The organism is Nocardia vinacea (assembly GCF_035920345.1).
In the GTDB taxonomy this organism is placed as follows: Bacteria; Actinomycetota; Actinomycetes; order Mycobacteriales; family Mycobacteriaceae; genus Nocardia; species Nocardia vinacea_A.
In genome coordinates this window covers 788074-807749 of sequence record NZ_CP109149.1, presented here as the reverse complement: position 1 = coordinate 807749, position 19676 = coordinate 788074, and the positions used below count along the sequence as shown (strand labels likewise).

The window sequence follows — 19676 nt, the reverse complement described above, 5'->3', positions numbered from 1 at the left end:
GCGGATCAGGTAGAGCGAACCTACGTGGGCCGGGTCACACTTCGAGGCTTGTGCGCACAACCGGCGCAAACGACCGATTCGAAGGTTGTGCGCATTCTGCTCACGCCCGTCTGCGTGGTTTATGCTGCGGAAATGGCCAAGGACGGCAGAGCACGACGGCGCACGACCGGACACTTCCGGTTGCGCACCCAGGTGCTGCTGCTGCAGATCGTGATCGTCTCGGTGACCCTCGGCGCCGCCTTCGCGGTATTCGGCTACGTCAGCGGCCAACGCCTCAACGACCAGTACGGGCAGCGTGCGCTGGCCATCGCGCGCAGCATCGCGGCCGAACCGGTGGTACGTGAAGAGGTCGCCCGATACGCGCCCGGCACGGTGACACCCGAGTTGCGGCCCGAGCTCACCGCGGGACCGCTGGAGCGGATAGCCATTGATACAACGCAGCGCACGGGCGCGCTGTTCGTGGTGATCACCGACGATGCCGGAATCCGGTTGGCACATCCGGACGAGGCGCGACTGACCGAACATGTGAGCACGGATCCGTCGGAGGCACTGGCGGGCCGAGAGGTGATCGTTAAGGAGCGCGGTACGCTCGGGCCTTCGGTGCGCGCGAAAGTTCCTGTGGTGGAAGCTGGTTCGGATCGCATTGTCGGTGCGGTGAGCGTTGGTATCTCGACCACCGCGGTTCGCGGGCAGTTGCTCTCCGATCTGCGCACCGCGGCGCTGTTCATCGCCGCTGCGCTACTGATCGGCGTCGCGGGTTCGGCATTGCTGGCGTGGCGATGGCGCGGGTTGACGCTCGGACTCGAACCCGCCGAACTTGCCGAACTCGTCCAAGGTCAGGCGGCGGTGCTGCACGGCATCGGCCGCGGTGTGCTCGCCGCCGATTCCGCTTGGCGCACAACGTTTGTCAATGACGAGGCGCGACGGCTGCTCGGTATCAGCGCCGAGATCGGCAGTCCGGTCGACGAGATCGGTTTGACGCCACGGGTGCTGGAGGTCTTCCGTGCGCTCGACGAACAGCCGACGCCCGCCACCATCGGCTCGCATATCGTGGTGGTCGCGGCCCGACCGGTCACCCGCGATGGGCGCAACCTCGGTGCCGTGCTCACCGTGCGCGATCGCACCGATGTGGAGGCATTGACCCGCCAACTCGACGCGGTGCAATCGATGAGTACCGTGCTGCGCGCCCAGCGCCACGAGTTCTCCAACAAGATGCACCTGCTCAGCGGACTGCTGCACGGCGGGCGCACGGACGAGGCGTCACATGTCATCGATGAGCTGATCGGTGCGGGCCCGCTCGGTGCGGCGACGCCCGGCATCGACGCGATCCACGACGCGTATCTGCAGGCCTTCCTCGCAGCCAAGGCGGCGCATTCGCGCGAGAGCGGCGTCGAACTCGTACTCGGTCCGAATACCTGGGTGGACGGCAATCTCGCCGAACCCGTCGATGTCACGACCGTGCTCGGCAATCTGCTCGACAACGCCATCGAGGCGGCGCGCATCGCCGCCGATCCCACCAAACAGGTGGAAGTCGAACTGGTGCAGGAGGATTCGACGCTGCACATCGCGGTCGTGGACAGCGGTGACGGTGTCGCACCCGAAATGATCGACACCCTATTCACCGAGGGCACCTCCACTCGCGACGATCACGGCGTGCCGGGCGGGCGGGGGGTCGGCCTCGCGCTGATCCGCCAGATCGCCCGCGCGCACGGCGGCGATGTCCGGCTCGCCAGTGCGCGCGGTGGTGCGCCGCCGCTCACCGGCGCCGAATTCATCGCCCGAATCCCCGGAGTACTGGTAGACAGCGAGATGCCATGGCCGCAACAGATCTGACCGTGCTGGTGGTGGACGACGACTTCCGCGTGGCCAATCTGCACGCCGGAATCGTCGAATCCATCTCGGGTTTCACTGTCGCGGGCACCGCGAACACCCTGGCCGCCGCGCGAGAACTCAACGCCGCCAATGCGATCGACCTGGCGCTGGTCGATGTGTACCTGCCGGACGGTTCGGGCATCGACCTCGTGCGCGAATTGCACTGCGACGCCATGGTATTGACCGCCGCCACCGAAAGCGCAACCGTGCGAGCCGCATTCGCCGCAGGCGCACTCGCATACTTGGTGAAACCTTTCCCGCACACCATGCTCGCGGCCCGCCTTGCCGGATACGCCCGCTACCGCCGCACCCTCGCCGCACCCCAGATCGATAACGCGAGCATCGAAGCCGCACTCCAAGCGCTACGCCCGACCTCGACGCCCACCGCGACCACCGTCATCGCCTCCCCCACCAAAGACCTCGTCCTGCACACCATTCTCGAGGCCACCGCACCGCTTTCCGCCGCCGAGGTGGCCACCGCCATCGGCATCTCCCGCGCCACCGCCCAGCGCTATCTCGCCACCCTGGTCGCCGCGGGCACGGTCCAGATGCGGCTGCGCTACGGCACCACCGGCCGCCCCGAACAGGAGTACACCGCAGCACCGCGCCGCCGCTGAATACCCCTGTTGATCTCGACCGAAATCGGAGACACTAGCATTAGGCGTGCCTAACCTTAACCAGGTCGGGCGAGTTATGTGTGAGTGAGGATCGACAATGCAGGGCCGCGACTTGAAGCGGCGCCGATGACGGCGCTGGTGGGCGGGGTACATACCCGGCGCGGTTTCGCAATCCGGACGGTTGCCACCTGCGCCGCGCTCGCGACGGCGATCTGGCTGTCGACCCAATTGCACTGCACGCCAGCACTACACCATGCGGCGTTGCTCATCCACCTGGCATCGCTGGTCCTCGGCTTCGGCGCGGTGCTGGCGGTCGACTATTTCGCCGTGGCCTGGGTCCTGCGCCGCACACCCCTGCGCGAAATGCTGACCGTCGCCGACCGCCTCCAACTGCCCATCTGGCTGGGCGTCACCGGCCTGGTCGCCAGCGGCGTACTCCTCGAACCGAATATCGCCAACCACACCACCCAGACCAAAATGGCGCTGGTCGTCGCCCTGACGCTGAACGGTCTACAAGCATCCGCCTTCACCGACCGAGTCGCAGCCCATGGCGGCATCCTCGATCGACCACTGATCGCCCGCGGCGCGCTAACCCTGCTCATCTCCCAGGCATGCTGGTGGGGTGCGCTCTGGATCGGGTTCTGGAACACCACCAACCACGCGTAATCCTCAGTTGGTACCGCTCAGCGCGACGCTCGCACCAACGCCGATGATCATCAATCCGCCGGTGGCGCCGACGGATTCGAGGCGGCGCGGTGAACGGACGAACCACGATCGCGCGGCACCCGCGATCATGGCCCACGTTCCATCGGAGAGTATTTGGATGCCGAGCCCTACCGACCCGAGCGTCAGCAACTGCAAAGGCAATGCGCCCGTAGCTGGGTCGGCGAACTGCGGTAGGACGGCGGCGAAGAACACGATGGTCTTCGGATTCGTCGCGCCGACGATCACACCTTGCCGGAACATGCGTCGCGGATTCGCTTCCAGCGCGGGCGAACGCAGCGCCCCCGCGAGACTCTTCCTTTCCCGAATCGCCATGACGCCCAGGTAGATCAGATAACCCGCACCCACCACCTTGACGATCGTCAGCAGCACGGCCGACGCCGCGAGCACCACACCCAACCCCAGTGCAACGGCAATCAGCGGAACCGCCGACCCCACCGTCGCCCCCAACACCGAAAGCAATGCCGTGCGCCGACCGTGTGCCAAGGCTCGTCCGATCGCGAAAAGCACATTCGGGCCGGGAATTACGATGATGATCAGTGCGGCCAAGGCGAAAGCGGCCAAGTGAGAGGCGGGCACCATTCGTCGGAGCCTACCGCTTCGACACCCGTTCCAATCATCGTCTTCGACCTTGCCTTTTCGTGTTTACGCCGACGCGCGGGCCTGGGTGCTGGAGGCCCAGCGAATCCGATGTCGATCACGCGGACCGACCGGATTCGAATGTCGTTCGGTCCGCGAGCAATACGGCGAAGGTGAGCGCCCACGCGCCCACCGCAACCAGGAGCAGCAGGTCGCCGAGCGTGCGCAGTGCGGGCAGGTCGGTGGCCGTACTGGTGGCCAGCGTCGCCACCGCGGTCATGCCGAGCGGGAAAACCGTGGCCCAACGCCGGATGTCGTACTCGGGTCGCGGGCGGATCACCTCGGCGACCAGAAGGATCGTGTAGCCGAACAGGTTGAGGCCGAGGACGATCAGCGCGACCACCGCGAGCAGCAGATGCGCGGCGCCGGTCCACTGGTGTGCGCCAACGAGTTCGGCGGCCGCCAGCGTCGAAATCGCCAGCGCACCGGTGGCGACCCATTGATCGCCCGCACCGATCCACACCTGCCGAATATCGAAATGAGTGAAGGCCGCGAGATAAAGCAGCACGCCGACACAGAACAACGCCAACGCCACCCAGACGAGCCAATCACCGACATCGGCCAGGGCCAGTGTCCCCGCCAGCACCGCGAGGCCCTGAGTAGAAACACAAACCAGGAATGCCCCGCCCGGCATTCGCCGATTCCAATGTCGCAGTACCGCGAGCAATAGTCCGAGCCAGATCGCCGCGGCCAGCACCAATAATGCGCAAGCCGCAATCTGCCAGCCCGACAGTGATAACCGTGTCCCGAGCACCGTTGTCGCCGCGACTCCGGTCAATGCGGGTGGGGTATCGGCCTCGGCCTCCCATTGCGAACGATGCCACAGCAGTCGCGTGCCGAAGTCGATCGCGAGCAGCAGCCAGACCGCCGCCGCAAGTGCGAATACCAGCCACGAGACAACCTCGAATCCGGTGAGATGCAACCCCACCGACACGATTCCGGTCGCCATGACGAACGCCCCCGCCATCGGCGGTAGGTCCTGCCACCATCGCTGTGCCACCCCGATATCACATCTCGAAATGCGATCTTGGTCAAGCAACTCGATAGCAAGCGATTTCGGCGAGGCGGCTGGGGAATGCGACACAATTGGGTTTTGATGGAGCCGGATAGTCGTACACACCGTCCGAAGGTAGGTGGCAGGATCTATGACCGAACCGGATGCGCTGTTGTTGCATACCGGGAAATTCTTTCACCGCGAGCGACTGTCTCCGGACCTGCACACCATGCAGTATGTCGGCGGTCGCGAAGGCGACACCTTCTACCGCGACCGCAGGAGCGACGACAAGGTCGTGTACTCGACATACGGGGTGAACTGCACCGGATCCTGCCGCCGGAAGGTGTACGTCAAAGACGGAATCATCATCTGGGAGACTCAGGCGACCGACTATCCCTCGGTCGGCGCGGACCGTCCCGAATACGAGCCACGGGGTTACCCGCGCGATGACGTGTTCTCCTGATACACCTATTCGCCGACCCGGATCCACTATCCCTATATCCACGGCATGCTCCTGCAAATGTATCGAGATGCCGAGCATCGCACCGGTGATCCGGTCACCGAATGGGCCGAAATCCAGGCCGATCCAGTACTGCGTCGGGAATACCAGCAATTCAGGGGCAAATACGGTCTGGTGCGGGCGAATTGGGATGAAGTCGTCGAAATCATCGCCACCGCTCAAGTGCACACCATCAAATCGCGCGGCGACGGGCCGGGCGGGGTCGCGCAAAGGGCGCAGTAATTCCAATCCGGGCCGATGATCCAGCAGCAGACCGTGAGGGTAAGTCCGAGGGGGCGCAGGTTGCGTTCTACGATGGCGCGCCATTCCAGCGAGGCGTGATGCAGCCAGAAGCCCGGACTCATCAGCGGGCCTTGTGGGTTCAGCCGCGAGCTCCAGCGCCGCGATGGTCAGCTGCATATCGGTGCGAATGCCGCGCTCCCAGATCAGCCGGAAGGTTGTTGTCGAGAGGTCCGGTAGCGTCGGAACGATGAGCAGCCTGCAGGTCGCCATAGTCGGGTACGGATTGGCCGGGTCGGTGTTCCATGCACCGCTGATCGCCGCGCAGCCGAGGATGCGGGTGGCGGCGGTGGTTACGGGGTCATCTGTGCGGGCGGAGCAGGCGCGGCGCGAGCATCCCGGGGTGCGGGTGCTGGCGAGCGCGGACGAACTGTTCGCCGATATCGCGGGAATTGATCTCGTGGTTATCGCGACGCCGAATCGAACGCATGCGCCGCTGGCTCGGCAAGCGCTGGACGCCGGGCTGCCGGTGGTCGTCGACAAGCCGTTCGCGGTGAACGTGACCGAGGGCGAGGATCTGATCACGCGGGCCGAGCATGCCGGTCTGGCGCTATCGGTATTCCAGAACCGGCGCTGGGACGGCGATTTCCTGACGGTGCGGCAGCTGATCGCGGATGGGCGGCTCGGCGAAGTGCGCCGTTTCGAGTCCCGGTTCGAGCGGTGGCGTCCGGTACCAAAGGGCGGCTGGCGCGAGGTCGGTTCCGCCGACGACGGCGCCGGACTACTGTTCGACCTCGGCAGTCATCTGATCGATCAGGCGGTGACGCTGTTCGGTCCGGTGCGCTCGGTGTACGGCGAGCTGGACCGGCGACGGCCGAATATCCAGACCGATGACGACGCCTTCGTCGCACTCACCCACATCTCGGGTGTGCGATCACACCTCTGGATGAGCGCGGTAACTCCGCAGCTGGGACCACGTTTTCGGGTGCTCGGCTCCGAAGCCGGTTACGTCACTTACGGATTGGATCCACAAGAAGAGGCTCTGCGGTCGGGCCGTCGCCCCGGTGACGGCCCATGGGGCACAGTCGAACCCGAGCGGTGGGGCACGGTGGGCGCGGAACCCGCCGTCGAACCCGTCCCCACGATCGCAGGCGACTACCCCGCGTTCTACGAGGCCATGGCCGCCGCACTCCTCGACGGCGCACCCGTTCCGGTCGACCCACGCGACGCCGTCACCACCTTGCGATTGCTCGACGCTGCCCGCAGATCGGCGGATCTCGGCGAGCTCGTCACCACCTGACCGGCTCGCGACGACTCAGCGAAGCTCGCCGCGGCCGGATAAGGTGCGGCGGTGCAAACAGCGGAATTCGTCGAGCGCGGTGCCTCCATCGCGGACCGGCTCACCACAACCCAGGCCGCGCCACCATGGTGGTTGGTCATCGCGACAGCAGTCGCGGCCCTGATTCTGGTCGGATACAGCCCGCTGTGGCGGATCACCCGCAATGTGGTCACCATCGCGCACGAGGGCGGCCACGCACTCACCGCGCTGCTCACCGGCCGCAGGCTCAACAGCATCACACTGCACTCCGACACCTCCGGCCTGACCGTATCGAGCGGAAAACCCTACGGCCTCGGCATGATTCTGACCGCGGTAGCGGGCTATCCCTCGCCACCGCTGCTCGGTCTCGGCTTCGCCGCACTGCTCGGCGCCAACCGGATCACCCTCATGCTCTGGACCGCGATCGCTTTGCTCGCCGCCGTCCTGATCAAGGTGCGCAACGTCTACGGACTGCTGACGGTATTCGGCTTGGGCGCTCTCATCTTCGCGGTCTCCTGGTTCGGAACGGATACGGTCCAGGCCGGTTTCGCATATCTCGGCGCGTGGTTCCTACTGCTCGCGGGCACCCGGCCGGTGATCGAATTGCAGCGCGGACGGGTCCGCCGCTGGAATATGCCGCAGGGCGCGGACTCCGACGCCGATCAGCTCGCCCGGCTCACTCATATCCCCGCGCTGCTGTGGGTATTCGTCTTCGGCGCGATCGCGGTGGCCGCGCTGGTCGGCGGGGCGCTGCTGCTGTCCGAGGCCGCGGGTGTGTGCATTCCCAATGTCTCCGGCGGAGAGTGCACCACACCGGCCCTGCCGACCAGATAGGCCCGGTACGCCGCCAGACACAGCGCGAGCCACAGCGCGCCGATACACCAGCCGCCGAGCACATCGGTCGGCCAGTGCACGCCGAGATACCAGCGGGAAAGACCAACGGCCACAACGAATACGGCCGCGACGGTCACCGCGATCCGGCGGGCGGCCGGGCGGTGCAGTTGCAATAGCACCACCGCGGCAAGGAGTCCGACCACCACGATCGATCCGAGACTGTGTCCGGACGGAAACGCCTGATTGGTCACGGTGACGAGACGATCCGCCTCGGGCGGGCGCGTACGTCCGACGAGATGTTTGCCGACCACAACGAGCGGCCACGCACCTGCGGATGCCACACCAGCCAGTACCACCTCCGGCCACCTCCGACGCCAGGCCAGCACGACACACAGGACCACCGCAAGCACGGTCATCGCCAGCGTGCCACCCAAGTAGCTGGCCCCGATCGCGACCGGCGTCACCGGCGCGGTACGACGCTGGACCATCCACTCGGTCCCCGGCTGATCGATCGCGGTGATGCCGTCGCGTCCGAGCACGCTTCCGGTAATGGCGAAGACCATCGCGGTCAGCACCGCGATGCTCCAAACCGGTAGCGAACGACTTGCCATACCTCCACGATGCCAGATCCGCAGCTGTGAGGTTGCTGAGTGTCCGGCCGTGGATCTACCGGACATACCGCTCCGATGTCGTAGGGTGTTGGCCGTGAATCGATGGCCGGACCACGCCAGCACCGGACCGGACGAGCACTCGCCAGTGGCAGAGTTGGCTCGCGGCCTGATCGACGCGATATGCGATACCGTCGCGGGCTGGCTGCATCCGCTCGCGGGTGCGGCGACGGTACCGCTGCTGCTGCTCACCCCACTGCTCATTCTCGGTGTGGCCTGGCTCGCGACCCGGGTCGCACGGCGCCGCACAGACACCTGAGTCAGCTCGACTCCCAGGCGGCTACCGCCTCGCGGACCAGCTCGGCGGGGTCCTCGGTCGCGTCCACGGTGATACCGAATTCATCCGTGGCCAATGGCTGCAACGCGGCCAGCTGCGAGTCCAGCAAGGTCGCGGGCATGAAATGGCCGCGGCGGGTCTCCATTCGGCGGGCCAGTTCCGCGCGCGATGCGGACAGATGAACGAAAAACGTCTCGGGTGCGGCCGCCCGCAGCCGATCACGGTAGTCGCGCTTCAGCGCCGAGCAGCTGACCACCCCGCCGCGCTCGCGCCGCTCCCCCAGCCATGCCGCGACGATATCGAGCCATGGCAGGCGATCCGCATCCGTCAGCGGCACACCGGCCGCCATCTTCTCGATATTCGACGCCGGATGGAAATCGTCACCCTCGGCATACTCGACCTGCAGCGTCTCGGCAAGCAGGGCACCGACCGTGGATTTTCCGCATCCGGAGACGCCCATCACGACGACAACGGGCCGATCGGGCGGACCCTTCATCGAGGATGTTGCCGCCATGTGGCCTCCACTTATTCGTCGGGCACCCGCGACCCTATCCGCTACAACGCCGCGAGGACGAAAGTCTTGGCAACCTTGTCGTGCCAGCCCTGCCGGGCGAGATGATCGAAATACGGCGACGCCGCACAGACCACACCCCACACACCGCACAGCACGCTGGGGAGCATGAGCGTCGCCCAGCGAATCAAGGCGGCCGCACCGCCGATACCTTCGCCCGGCGCGTCGGCGGTGTCGATCCGCACGACGCGAATGCCGAGCGCCTTCTTCCCGAAGGTCGCGCCCTGGGTCGCGGTCAAGCCGACCTCGTAGGCGATGCAGGCGAGCAAACCGAGTGCGACGACCAGCAGCGCGGTCGCCAGTCCGAATCCGGAATCGGTATCGCTATCGGCGGGGAATTCATGCGACGAGTCTGTGTTCGCGAGCACGACCGCGGCGACAATACCGATCGGTATGCCGACGATGACGGTATCGATGAGCCGCGCGCCCAGCCGGGTCCCCATGCCCGCGAGCCGATACCGACCGGAGGGGATGGTGAGGTAGGCGGTACTGGACGTGCTCAAAATTCCCCTCGGGTGTGTGGTTGGTGGCATCGCGGCGTGCGGCGGGAACAGGAGTCGTACCCGCCGAACTCCCCTCCGCATGGCCCGGCCGGCGTGATTCCTGTTCCCGCTCGACGAGCCGACGTTATGCGGCGACGCGAGCACGCAGCCAGCGACCGGCAAGCCGAGTGGCGCATCCGCGCAGTTCACGAACGCAGACCGGAATTCCGGACCGGAATGCCGGTGTGTCAGACCGGTTGCGGTAGCTTGAGTCTCGCAACAGGCTCGCATGCCGCAGGAGGGGAATGACTGCCATCAGGGGGATGGTCGCCGCTGTGCTCGTCGTGTTGGCAATACCCGGCGTCGCGCGGGCCGAGGAACCGGGCGATATCTTGCAGGCGGGTGCCGACGCCGGAGTCGCGAACGGTTTTCCGGGCGTCATCGGAATGGTCCGGAACGGAGCCGAAACGCGATACGTGCACGCGGGCTACGGCGAGCTGTCCACGCGCACCCCCGCCGACCCGAAGGCGCGGTTCCGCATCGGCAGCTTCACGAAGGCGTTCGTGGCCGTGGTACTGCTGCAACTGGAGGCCGAACATCGACTGTCCCTCGACGACCCCATCGACCGCTGGATTCCCGGCGCGGTGCCCGACAGTGCGGGTATCACAGTGCGCCAACTGCTCAACCACACCTCCGGGCTGCCGGAATACGCCGACGATCCCAGGATCTCGCTGCCCTATATCGCCGGGGTAAGGGCATGGCCTGCGTGGTCGCCCCAGGCGGAGGTCGATATCGCGCTGCAGCGGGGTCGGACCGGAGCGCCCGGCGAGCGGTTTTCCTACGCCAACACCAACTATGTCCTCGCGAGCATGGTGATCACTTCCGTGACCGGCCGACATACGGCCGACGAAGTGCGCGAACGCATTATCGAACCGCTACGGCTGCGCGACACCACCTTTCCCGTCACCGACCCGAACCCACACGGCAACTGGCTGCACGGCTACACCTGGCAACGCGATATCTCGGTCGTCGATCCACAGATCTTCGGCGCGGCGGGCGCGATGGTCTCCACCCTGGACGACTTCGCCGTCTTCACCCACGCCCTGTACTCCGGCCGACTGCTGCCACCCGCGCAACAGACCGAGCTCACCACCACCGTGCCGACACCCGATGCGGGCAACGGCTACGGACTCGGCGTCCTGCATGCGCAGGCACCCTGCGGTCCGGTCTGGACCTACCTCGGCCGGACACTCGGCTACGACAATCGGGTCGTCGCCAGCCCGGACGGCAGCCGCATAGTGCTGCTCACCGGTAACGAATTCCACTACCTCGCCGACAACGCCTCCGCCGCACGGTTTCTCGACGATGCGGCCACGCGAACCTTCTGCGCACTGTATTGACCCACCCCGCCGCCTCCGCAAGCTCCGTCGGCTGCCATCCCCTCTGATCAGCAGGGCGGACGATAGGCCATGCGCGGCACATGCGCCTGCCACACCTCGCGGGTCAGTACCGCGCGACCGACATCGCAGATCCGCGCGATCGCGTGCTGCGGATCCAGATCCCACATGCTCATCACGCCGTTCCCGGTGCCGATCAGATATCGGCCCGCCGGATCGAAGGCCAACTGCCAGCTCGTCGTGCTCGGCACGGTAATCGAATGGCCGAGCGGTTTCGGATGCGCACGGTCGGTGAAATCCCAGACTCGCACTGTCGAATCGGCGCTCGAGGTCGCCATCGCCGCGCTGTCCGGACTGAAGTCGACGGACACGATGTTCAAACCGTGCGTCGCGATCGGCTCCCCCAGGCTGCGCACCGCGGCGGGATCGGAGATATCCCAGGTCTGCAGGGTGTCGGCGGCGAGACTGACCAGTGTCTTACCGTCAGGTGTGATGCCGATCCAGCCGAACGGTTTGCCGGGCTCGCTCGGAACCTCGCTCACCACACGGGGTTCGGCCGGGTTCGACAGATCCCAGAGCCGGATGACGTATCGCTCCTGGCCGGTATCCGACCGATCCGATGACAGGCTGGCCATCAAATCGTCGTGCACGCCGTACATGGCGAATGCACCCCCGCTGCCGGTGGCCAGCGGCATCCGGCGACCGAGTGGGACCGGATGGGCCCGGTCGGCCAGATCCCATACTTGAAACGACCAGGCCGCGTCGTCGGCAATGGTCCACAGATAGCGACCGCCCGGACTGATCATGGCGGCGAAGACGCCGGGCAGTTCCGCGATCGTGTGCGCATGCGCGGGATCGCTGAGGTCGTGCACGAGCACGCGCGGCGGTGCTCCGACCGTCGAGGTGGCCGTGCGTCCGTCTCGGCTCAGCGTGGCTCCCGCCGCATAAAGCTCGGTCGGCCCGGGGCCGAGGTCGGCGAGTTTGCGCAGTTCGGCGCGATCGCGCACATCCCACAGCGCGACCCGACCGTTGATCGCGCCGGTCACCATGGTGCCCTCGGTGCTGAATGTGGGCGGCACCGGCAACCACCCGAGCCGCCCTGGGAGCACGGCGGGCGCCAGCGACCAGAGCCGGACCACGCCGAGCGCGCCCGCGGCGGCGACGGTATGTCCGTCCGGACCGAAGGCGAGCGAGTTCTGCGCGTCCTGACAGACCAGCATGGTGCTGACCTCGGGGCACGGCGACGACGATGCCAGCAGCGGTTCACCGAGCGGCCTCGGATTGGCACGGTCGGCGATGTTCCACACCGTGACGCCATTGCGGTTGCCCGCGGCGAGGACGTCGCCGTCCGGGCCGAACGCGAGCGAACGCACCGCCGAGTTGGCGGCCGCGAGCAGCGAACTGCGGAAGACGGGCCGGACCGGATCGGCGATATCCCACAGGCCGACGGTGGCGTCGCCGGTATTCTCCGCCCACGGCGAATCGCCACCGCTGCCGACCGCCAGGGTCACACCGTCCGGGCCGACCGCCACCGCACGTACCGGCCGCGCCGGAATCGGGATCGGCGCGCCCAGCGGTGCCGGGGCAGCCCCGATGGTCCAGAGTTGGATCGCATCGTCGTAGGCGACGGCGAGCCAGGATCCCTTGGGGTGGAAAGACATCGATCGAATCTGTTGCGGAATCGGCAGCGGGGCACCTATTTTCGCCGGAGTCGCCGGATTCTGCAGATTCCACAGCGTGACGGTGCGATTGTTGTCGGCCGCCGCGAGCATCCGTCCGCTCGGACCGAAGGCCACCTGTAACACACCCCCGGCAATCGGGGCCGCCGCCGGGGCCGGATGTCGCGGATCCTCGACGTTCCACAGCTGTAATACCTTGCCGCAGGCCGCCGCGAGGAGTTTCCCGTCGGGGCTGAACGTCACCGAGGTCGCCGCGCCTTCGCAGCTCAATGGCTTGCCCGTGGGTTGCGGATGCGCGCGATCGGTCAGATCCCACAGTCGGATGGTGTGGTCCTCGCCCGCCGAGGCGAGCAGCGCGCCGCCCGGTTGATACGCGAGCTGGTCGACCGCGCCGACATGGCCGGACAGCGGGGTGGCCAGCGGCAGATTCTGGGTGCTCAGCAGTCGCGAATTCACGTCCGGGTCATCGGGTTTGAGACGATGGGCGACCAGGGCGAGTTGGGCCGACAGGGTGGGATCTGTGTTGCGCAGGCTCTCGGATTCGGCGAGCACCGCTGACAGCAGGGCATTGTCCTGCTGCTCGTCCTTCAGCCGGACCTGGCCGTAGGCTGCGATGCCGAGGACGAGCACACCGACGCCGAGCAGGGCGAGCACCGCACGGGTCGCGGCGGCCCAGCGTCGTGACCTTGTTCGGGAAGTCTGTGCCGCGGTGAGGAATTCGGTCACCGTTTCGGTGGCCGGGTGCCGGTCGGCGGCTTCCTTCGCGGTTGCCAGCCGGGTGCCGCGGTAGAGCAGGGCGGGATCATTGTCCGATGCGGACCAGTCCGCCGCGTCGGCTTCCAGCCGTTGGCGCACCAGATAGCCGACCCGATCCTCCTCGATCCAGGCCCGCAGTCGGGGCCAGGCGCGCAACACGATTTCGTGGGTGAAGTAGGCGCTGTCGGCATCGGAGGTGACCAGTCTGGCGCGCACCAGCGTTTCCAGCACCGCATCGGCAGCCTCGGAATCCACTGCCCGAGTGATCAATTCGGCGCGGGCGGCGCGACGCCTGGTGTCGTGACCGTCCGAGCCGACGCTGACCAGGCTCAGCAGTAGCGGTTTCGCCTCGATCCGCTGGCTGACGGTGAGTTCGTCCCAGGCCTGTTCGGCCGTCGCCGCGACCGAGCCCGTGACCCCGCCCGCCTTGCGATAACCGACCACTGTGAGGCGTAGTCGTTCCCGATGTTCCCAGGTCGCCGCCATGACATGGGAGAGCAGCGGCAGTGCGCCGGGATCGTAGCTGCGCCGGTTCTGGTGATCGCCGAGGCCACAGAGTTCGGTGACCACCAATTCGACCAAGCCGGGCTCGAGTTCGAGCCCCGCCGCCGCGGCCGGGCCCGTAATGGCCTCGGACAGTTCGCTCAGGCGCATCGGGCCGAGCACATAACCCCGGTTGTTCAGTACGTCTTCGAGGAGCGGATAGTCCAGGCACGGCGCGTAGAAGTCGGCGCGGACGGCTAACACCACAGTAACCCAGCGATTTTCGTGCCGGCCGCCCAGATCGGCCAGCGCGGAGAGGAAATCCTCGCGCTCCTGCTCGTCCTGACAGGCAGTGAACAGTTCCTCGAACTGGTCCACGATCAACAAGCCGCATCTGCCGATCGCCCAGTCGTCGCCAACGGCCTCGGCCAGCATGGTCCGCGGTTGTGCGCCGGGAGTGACAGTCGCTATCTGCCAATCCTTTTCGACCTTCCTGACCGCCGGTATCAAACCCGCGTGCAGCAGCGAGGATTTGCCCGCACCCGACGCGCCGACCAGGGCGACTATCCCGCCCTGGGGCGCATCGAGCGTGCTCGACACCAGTTCGGTGAAATCGGTAGTGGCCCGGATGCGACCGAAAAACCATGCGGCGTCATCGGATTGATACGACGTCAGCCCACGATAGGGGCACACGGCGGTGGCCCGATCGTGCTCCGGTTTCCAGCTGACAGCCGCCTGCCACAGCCGCCGCCATTCCGGCAGATCTACCAGCGGGCGCTGCACCGGCGCGGCCGACTTCTTGGCCAGATCGATCAAGGTCAGCAGAATCGGCAGCAGCGTCTCGAATTGCGCGGGTACATTCCGGCCCGAGCGCCAGTCACTGATCCGCTGCAGTGATGCGGTACCGCCCTTGGCCGGCCCGCGGGTGGCCTTCATGCGCGCCTCGGCCGCGGTGGCCACCTGCCGGAGTTTCGGATTGCCCGCGGCCTCGAACAGGCTCACCAGACGTTGGGCGAACACCGATCTCGGCGACACGCCCTTGCGTAGATCGGATTCCGATTCGACCGCGCCAACCACGGGCCAATGATAAGCGGGGGCGGTCCGGACCCGACCAACAAGATCGATTTCGGGCACCATGGTCGGCATGGAACTACGCATCTTCACCGAACCGCAGCAGGGAGCGAGCTACGACACGCTGCTCGCCGTCGCCAAAGCAACCGAGGATCTTGGATTCGATGCGTTCTTCCGCTCCGACCATTACCTGGCCATGGGCGGCATCGATGGCCTGCCGGGACCGACCGACGCCTGGCTCACCCTGGCCGGGCTGGCCAGGGAGACCAAGCGCATCCGGCTCGGCACCCTGGTGACGGCCGCAACCTTCCGACTGCCCGGACCGCTGGCCATCCAGGTCGCCCAGGTCGATCAGATGTCCGGCGGTCGGGTCGAGTTCGGGCTCGGCAGCGGCTGGTTCGCCGAGGAGCACGCCGCCTACGGCATCCCGTTCCCCCAGGACAAGTTCACCAGGTTCGAGGAGCAGCTGGCCATCATCACCGGCCTGTGGGCGACAAAGGTCGGCGATAAGTTCACCTTCGACGGTGCGCACTACCAGATCACGGACTCCCCCGCGTTGCCGAAGCCGGTGCAGGACCCGGTGCCGCTGCTCATCGGCGGGCACGGTGCGGCGCGCACTCCGCGCCTTGCCGCCACCTACGCGACCGAATTCAATATGCCGTTCTCCTCGCTCGAGGACAGCGCCCGTCAATTCGACCGCGTGCGCGCCGCCGCCGAGGCTCGCGGCCGCCGCCCGGACGATCTGATCTACTCCAATGCCCTGGTGGCCTGTGTCGGCGCCTCAGATGCCGAGGTGGCGCGCCGGGCCGCCGCCATCGGCCGCGAGGTCGGGGAACTGAAGACCAACGGGCTCGCGGGCTCCCCCGCCGAAGTCGTCGACAAGATCGCCCGCTACGCCGAAATCGGCGCGTCCCGTCTCTATCTCCAGATCCTCGACCTCGATGATCTATCGCACCTGGAACTCATTGCGGCCCAGGTGATGTCAAAGCTGTAGATCGTCCACGGTGGCGGATTCGTTGCGGGACAGGTTGATGCCCAGATTTGCCGCCGTCCGATCGATATCGTCCTCGTCGGCGCCGCCCATTTCGATGGCGGCGCCGTCGGAGGACAGCACCTCGACGTTGAGACACAGCGACTGGAGCTCCTTCAGGAGCACCTTGAACGACTCCGGAATGCCCGGCTCCGGAATGTTCTCGCCCTTGACGATCGCCTCGTAGACCTTGACCCGGCCCGCGATATCGTCGGATTTGATGGTGAGCAGCTCCTGCAGCGTGTAAGCGGCGCCGTAGGCCTGCATGGCCCAGCACTCCATCTCACCGAAGCGCTGACCACCGAACTGCGCCTTACCACCGAGCGGCTGCTGGGTGATCATCGAGTACGGACCGGTCGAACGGGCGTGGATCTTGTCGTCGACCAGGTGGTGCAGCTTCAGGATGTACATGTAGCCGACGGCCACCGGGTACGGGAACGGTTCACCGGAGCGTCCGTCGAACAATGTCGCTTTACCATCCGCACCGACCATCACCTCGCCGTCGCGGTTGGGCAGTGTGCAGCCGAGCAGCCCGCTGAGCTCTTCCTCACGTGCGCCGTCGAAGACCGGGGTGGCGAGATTGCTGTCCGCAGGCGCGGCCCGCATCTCCTCGGGCAGCGAAATCGCCCAGTCGGGTGTGCCCTGAATCTCCCAGCCCGCCTTGCCGATCCAGCCGAGGTGGGTCTCCAAGATCTGGCCGATGTTCATACGACGCGGCACACCGTGACTGTTCAGGATGATGTCCACCGGGGTCCCATCGGGCAGGAACGGCATGTCCTCGGTCGCGAGGATCTTGCCGATGACACCCTTGTTGCCGTGACGGCCGGCGAGCTTGTCGCCGTCCTGGATCTTGCGCTGCTGCGCCACATAGACGCGCACGAGTTCATTGACACCGGGCGGCAGATCATCGTCGTCCTCGCGCGAAAACACCCGAATACCAATAACTTTGCCCGACTGACCATGCGGCACCTTCAGCGAGGTGTCGCGCACTTCGCGCGCCTTCTCACCGAAGATCGCCCGCAGCAATCGTTCCTCCGGCGTCAGCTCGGTCTCGCCCTTGGGAGTGACCTTGCCGACCAGGATGTCGCCGTGTCGCACCTCCGCACCGACCCGGATGATGCCGCGCTCGTCGAGATCGGCGAGCACCTCGTCGGAGACGTTCGGGATATCGCGGGTGATCTCCTCGGCACCGAGTTTCGTATCGCGGGCATCGACTTCGTGCTCCTCGATGTGGATCGAGGTGAGCACATCCTGTTCGACGATGCGCTGCGACAGGATGATCGCGTCCTCGTAGTTGTGCCCTTCCCATGGCATGATCGCCACCAGCAGATTCTTGCCGAGCGCCATCTCACCGTTCTCGGTGCACGGACCATCGGCGAGCACTTGACCGGACTCGACCCGCTGACCCTCGTCCACGATCGGGCGTTGATTGACGCAATTGCCTTGGTTCGAGCGGGCGAACTTGCGTAACCGGTAGCTCTTGCGGGTGCCGTCGTCGGCCATGACGGTGATGAAGTCGCCCGAAACCTCCTCGACCACACCGGCTTTCACATTTACGACCACATCACCCGAATCGAGGGCGGCACGAAACTCCATACCGGTGCCGACGATCGGCGACTCGGAGCGGATCAGTGGCACGGCCTGACGCTGCATGTTCGCACCCATGAGGGCACGGTTGGCGTCGTCGTGTTCGAGGAAGGGAATCATCGCGGTCGCGACCGAAACCATTTGGCGCGGCGAAACATCCATGTAGTCGACCTCGTCGGCCGGAACCGATCCGACCTCCTCGCCGAGGCGCCGGGCCAGGATCTTGTCCTCCACCAGGTATCCGTCCGCGTCGGTCAGCGAATTGGCCTGCGCACGCACATACCGTTCCTCTTCATCGGCGGTGAGGTACTCGACCTCATCGGTCACCCTGCCATCGACCACCTTGCGGTACGGCGTCTCGATGAAGCCGAACGGATTGACCCGCGCGTACACCGACAAGTAGCCGATCAGGCCGATATTCGGGCCCTCCGGGGTCTCGATCGGGCACATCCGGCCGTAGTGACTGTGGTGCACATCGCGCAGTTCGAGGCTGGCGCGCTCACGGGACAGACCACCCGGGCCCAGCGCCGAGAGCCGACGCTTATTGGTCAGACCAGACAGCGGGTTGTTCTGGTCCATGAACACCGACAGCTGCGAGGTTCCGAAGAACTCCCTGATCGACGCGGTGACCGGACGGATATTGATCAGCGTCTGCGGGGTGATGGCCTCGACGTCCTGGGTGGTCATCCGCTCGCGAACCACCCGCTCGATCCGCGACATGCCGACCCGGAGCTGGTTCTGGATCAACTCGCCGACCCTGCGCAGGCGACGGTTACCGAAATGGTCGATGTCATCGACCTCGACCCGCACTTCGACACCACCGGGCGCCGTCATGGTCCTTTCGCCCGCGTGCAACCGGACCAGGTATTCGATGATCGCGACGAGATCCTCCTCGGTCAGCACCTGGTCCGTGGTGGTGCTGATGCCGAGCTTCTTGTTCACCTTGTAGCGACCCACGCGCGCCAGGTCGTAGCGCTTCTCCTTGAAGAACAGGTTCTCCAGGAGCGCTTGCGCGGACTCCTTGGTGGGCGGCTCACCCGGACGCAGCTTGCGATAGATATCGAGCAAGGCGTCGTCGGTGCCGACCGTATGGTCCTTCTCCAGGGTCGACATCATGACCTCGGAGAAACCGAAGCGCTGCGTGATCTGCTCGGAACTCCAGCCCAGCGCCTTGAGGAAGACCGTCACGGGTTGGCGGCGCTTGCGGTCGATGCGCACACCGACCGTGTCGCGCTTATCGATATCGAACTCCAGCCAAGCGCCACGCGACGGAATCACCCGCACACTGTGCAGATCCTTCTCCGTGGCCTTGTCGACGCTGTGATCGAAGTACACACCCGGCGAACGCACCAGCTGCGAAACGACGACGCGCTCGGTGCCGTTGATGATGAACGTGCCCTTATCGGTCATCATCGGGAAATCACCCATGAAGACCGTCTGGCTCTTGATCTCACCGGTGTTGTTGTTGATGAACTCAGCGGTCACGAACAACGGCGCCGCGTAGGTCATGTCCTTGTCTTTGCACTCGTCGATGGAGGCCTTGACCTCCTCGAAACGAGGATCCGAGAAAGAAAGGGACATCGACCCGGAGAAGTCCTCGATCGGCGAGAGCTCCTCGAGCACCTCCTGCAGCCCGCCCACTGAATTACCCACGCCGAGCTCGGCGGCGCGGGCTTCCCATTCCGGGCCGCCGATCAACCAGGCAAACGAATCGGTCTGCACGTCGAGCAGGCCGGGGGCCTCCAGTGGCTCCCGGATCCTGGCGAAGGAAATCCGCTTCGGTGCACCGACCGTCCGGCTCGATTCTGACAAGGTGCGTCCTTCCCCTCACGCAATGCGTGAACATCGCTTGTCTACTGACGAATTCCGCCCCGGCCGCGCACCCGAACGAAACTCGCGCACCACGAAGGAAACATCACCACAGCGGATGATGTTTACA

At 65.9% G+C, this 19676-nt stretch carries 14 protein-coding genes and 2 pseudogenes; 9 read left to right on the top strand and 7 right to left on the bottom strand.

Annotation, left to right across the window (positions count from 1 at the left end):
• The first annotated feature begins 132 nt into the window (after positions 1–132).
• The 3 genes from OIE68_RS03820 (at position 133) to OIE68_RS03810 (ending at position 3155) form a co-directional block, all read left to right on the top strand.
• Positions 133–1833, top strand: coding sequence for a sensor histidine kinase (locus OIE68_RS03820; RefSeq protein ID WP_327098017.1), 1701 nt, complete (start codon positions 133–135; stop codon positions 1831–1833).
• Positions 1815–2489: a response regulator gene (locus tag OIE68_RS03815; protein WP_327098016.1), complete on the top strand. Its 675-nt coding sequence runs from the start codon at positions 1815–1817 to the stop codon at positions 2487–2489. The genes OIE68_RS03820 and OIE68_RS03815 overlap by 19 nt, the downstream gene beginning before the upstream one ends.
• 126 nt (positions 2490–2615) lie before the next feature.
• On the top strand, positions 2616–3155 hold the full coding sequence (locus OIE68_RS03810; protein ID WP_327098015.1) for a hypothetical protein: 540 nt from the start codon (positions 2616–2618) through the stop codon (positions 3153–3155).
• A 3-nt stretch (positions 3156–3158) separates the two neighbouring features.
• Here the strand turns inward: OIE68_RS03810 and OIE68_RS03805 are convergent, their stop codons facing one another.
• A complete protein-coding gene (locus tag OIE68_RS03805; RefSeq protein WP_327098014.1) occupies positions 3159–3794 on the bottom strand; it encodes a LysE family translocator in 636 nt (211 codons plus the stop codon).
• A 115-nt stretch (positions 3795–3909) separates the two neighbouring features.
• Positions 3910–4851, bottom strand: a complete 942-nt coding sequence (locus tag OIE68_RS03800; RefSeq protein ID WP_327098013.1) for a tellurite resistance/C4-dicarboxylate transporter family protein — start codon at positions 4849–4851, stop codon at positions 3910–3912.
• Positions 4852–4996: 145 nt separating this feature from the next.
• Between OIE68_RS03800 and OIE68_RS03795 the strand changes: the two are divergent.
• The 3 genes and pseudogenes from OIE68_RS03795 to OIE68_RS03785 form a co-directional block, all read left to right on the top strand.
• Positions 4997–5551 (top strand): annotated as a pseudogene (locus OIE68_RS03795) (nitrate reductase subunit alpha); the annotation flags it as partial.
• 283 nt (positions 5552–5834) lie between these two features.
• The gene (locus OIE68_RS03790) at positions 5835–6884 is read left to right on the top strand and encodes a Gfo/Idh/MocA family oxidoreductase (RefSeq protein WP_327098012.1); all 1050 of its coding nucleotides are present in this window, start codon (positions 5835–5837) and stop codon (positions 6882–6884) included.
• A 51-nt stretch (positions 6885–6935) separates the two neighbouring features.
• Positions 6936–7736, top strand: coding sequence for a M50 family metallopeptidase (locus OIE68_RS03785; protein WP_327098011.1), 801 nt, complete (start codon positions 6936–6938; stop codon positions 7734–7736).
• Between the two features lie 17 nt (positions 7737–7753).
• Here OIE68_RS03785 and OIE68_RS03780 read toward each other — a convergent pair.
• A pseudogene (locus OIE68_RS03780) lies at positions 7754–8152 on the bottom strand (phosphatase PAP2 family protein); the annotation flags it as partial.
• Between the two features lie 289 nt (positions 8153–8441).
• Here OIE68_RS03780 and OIE68_RS03775 point away from each other — a divergent pair.
• Positions 8442–8663 carry a hypothetical protein gene (locus OIE68_RS03775; RefSeq protein WP_327098010.1) on the top strand — a complete coding sequence of 74 codons (222 nt, stop codon included), beginning with the start codon at positions 8442–8444 and terminating at the stop codon, positions 8661–8663.
• 1 nt (position 8664) lies between these two features.
• Here OIE68_RS03775 and OIE68_RS03770 read toward each other — a convergent pair whose 3' ends face one another.
• Positions 8665–9195: a gluconokinase gene (locus OIE68_RS03770; RefSeq protein WP_327098009.1), complete on the bottom strand. Its 531-nt coding sequence runs from the start codon at positions 9193–9195 to the stop codon at positions 8665–8667.
• Between the two features lie 41 nt (positions 9196–9236).
• The gene (locus OIE68_RS03765; protein ID WP_327098008.1) at positions 9237–9755 is read right to left on the bottom strand and encodes an RDD family protein; all 519 of its coding nucleotides are present in this window, start codon (positions 9753–9755) and stop codon (positions 9237–9239) included.
• Positions 9756–10039: 284 nt separating this feature from the next.
• On the opposite strand from OIE68_RS03765, the gene OIE68_RS03760 reads away from it, so the two are divergent.
• Entirely contained in the window at positions 10040–11134 is a 1095-nt protein-coding gene (locus OIE68_RS03760; protein WP_327098007.1) for a serine hydrolase domain-containing protein, read from the top strand.
• Positions 11135–11181: 47 nt separating this feature from the next.
• On the opposite strand, the gene OIE68_RS03755 is transcribed toward OIE68_RS03760, so the two are convergent.
• On the bottom strand, positions 11182–15126 hold the full coding sequence (locus OIE68_RS03755) for a hypothetical protein (RefSeq protein WP_327098006.1): 3945 nt from the start codon (positions 15124–15126) through the stop codon (positions 11182–11184).
• Positions 15127–15193: 67 nt separating this feature from the next.
• On the opposite strand from OIE68_RS03755, the gene OIE68_RS03750 reads away from it, so the two are divergent.
• On the top strand, positions 15194–16114 hold the full coding sequence (locus OIE68_RS03750; protein ID WP_327098005.1) for an LLM class F420-dependent oxidoreductase: 921 nt from the start codon (positions 15194–15196) through the stop codon (positions 16112–16114).
• Here the strand turns inward: OIE68_RS03750 and OIE68_RS03745 are convergent.
• Entirely contained in the window at positions 16103–19549 is a 3447-nt protein-coding gene (locus OIE68_RS03745) for a DNA-directed RNA polymerase subunit beta (protein WP_327098004.1), read from the bottom strand. The two genes, OIE68_RS03750 and OIE68_RS03745, sit on opposite strands and share 12 nt — an antisense overlap.
• Positions 19550–19676 lie beyond the last annotated feature (127 nt).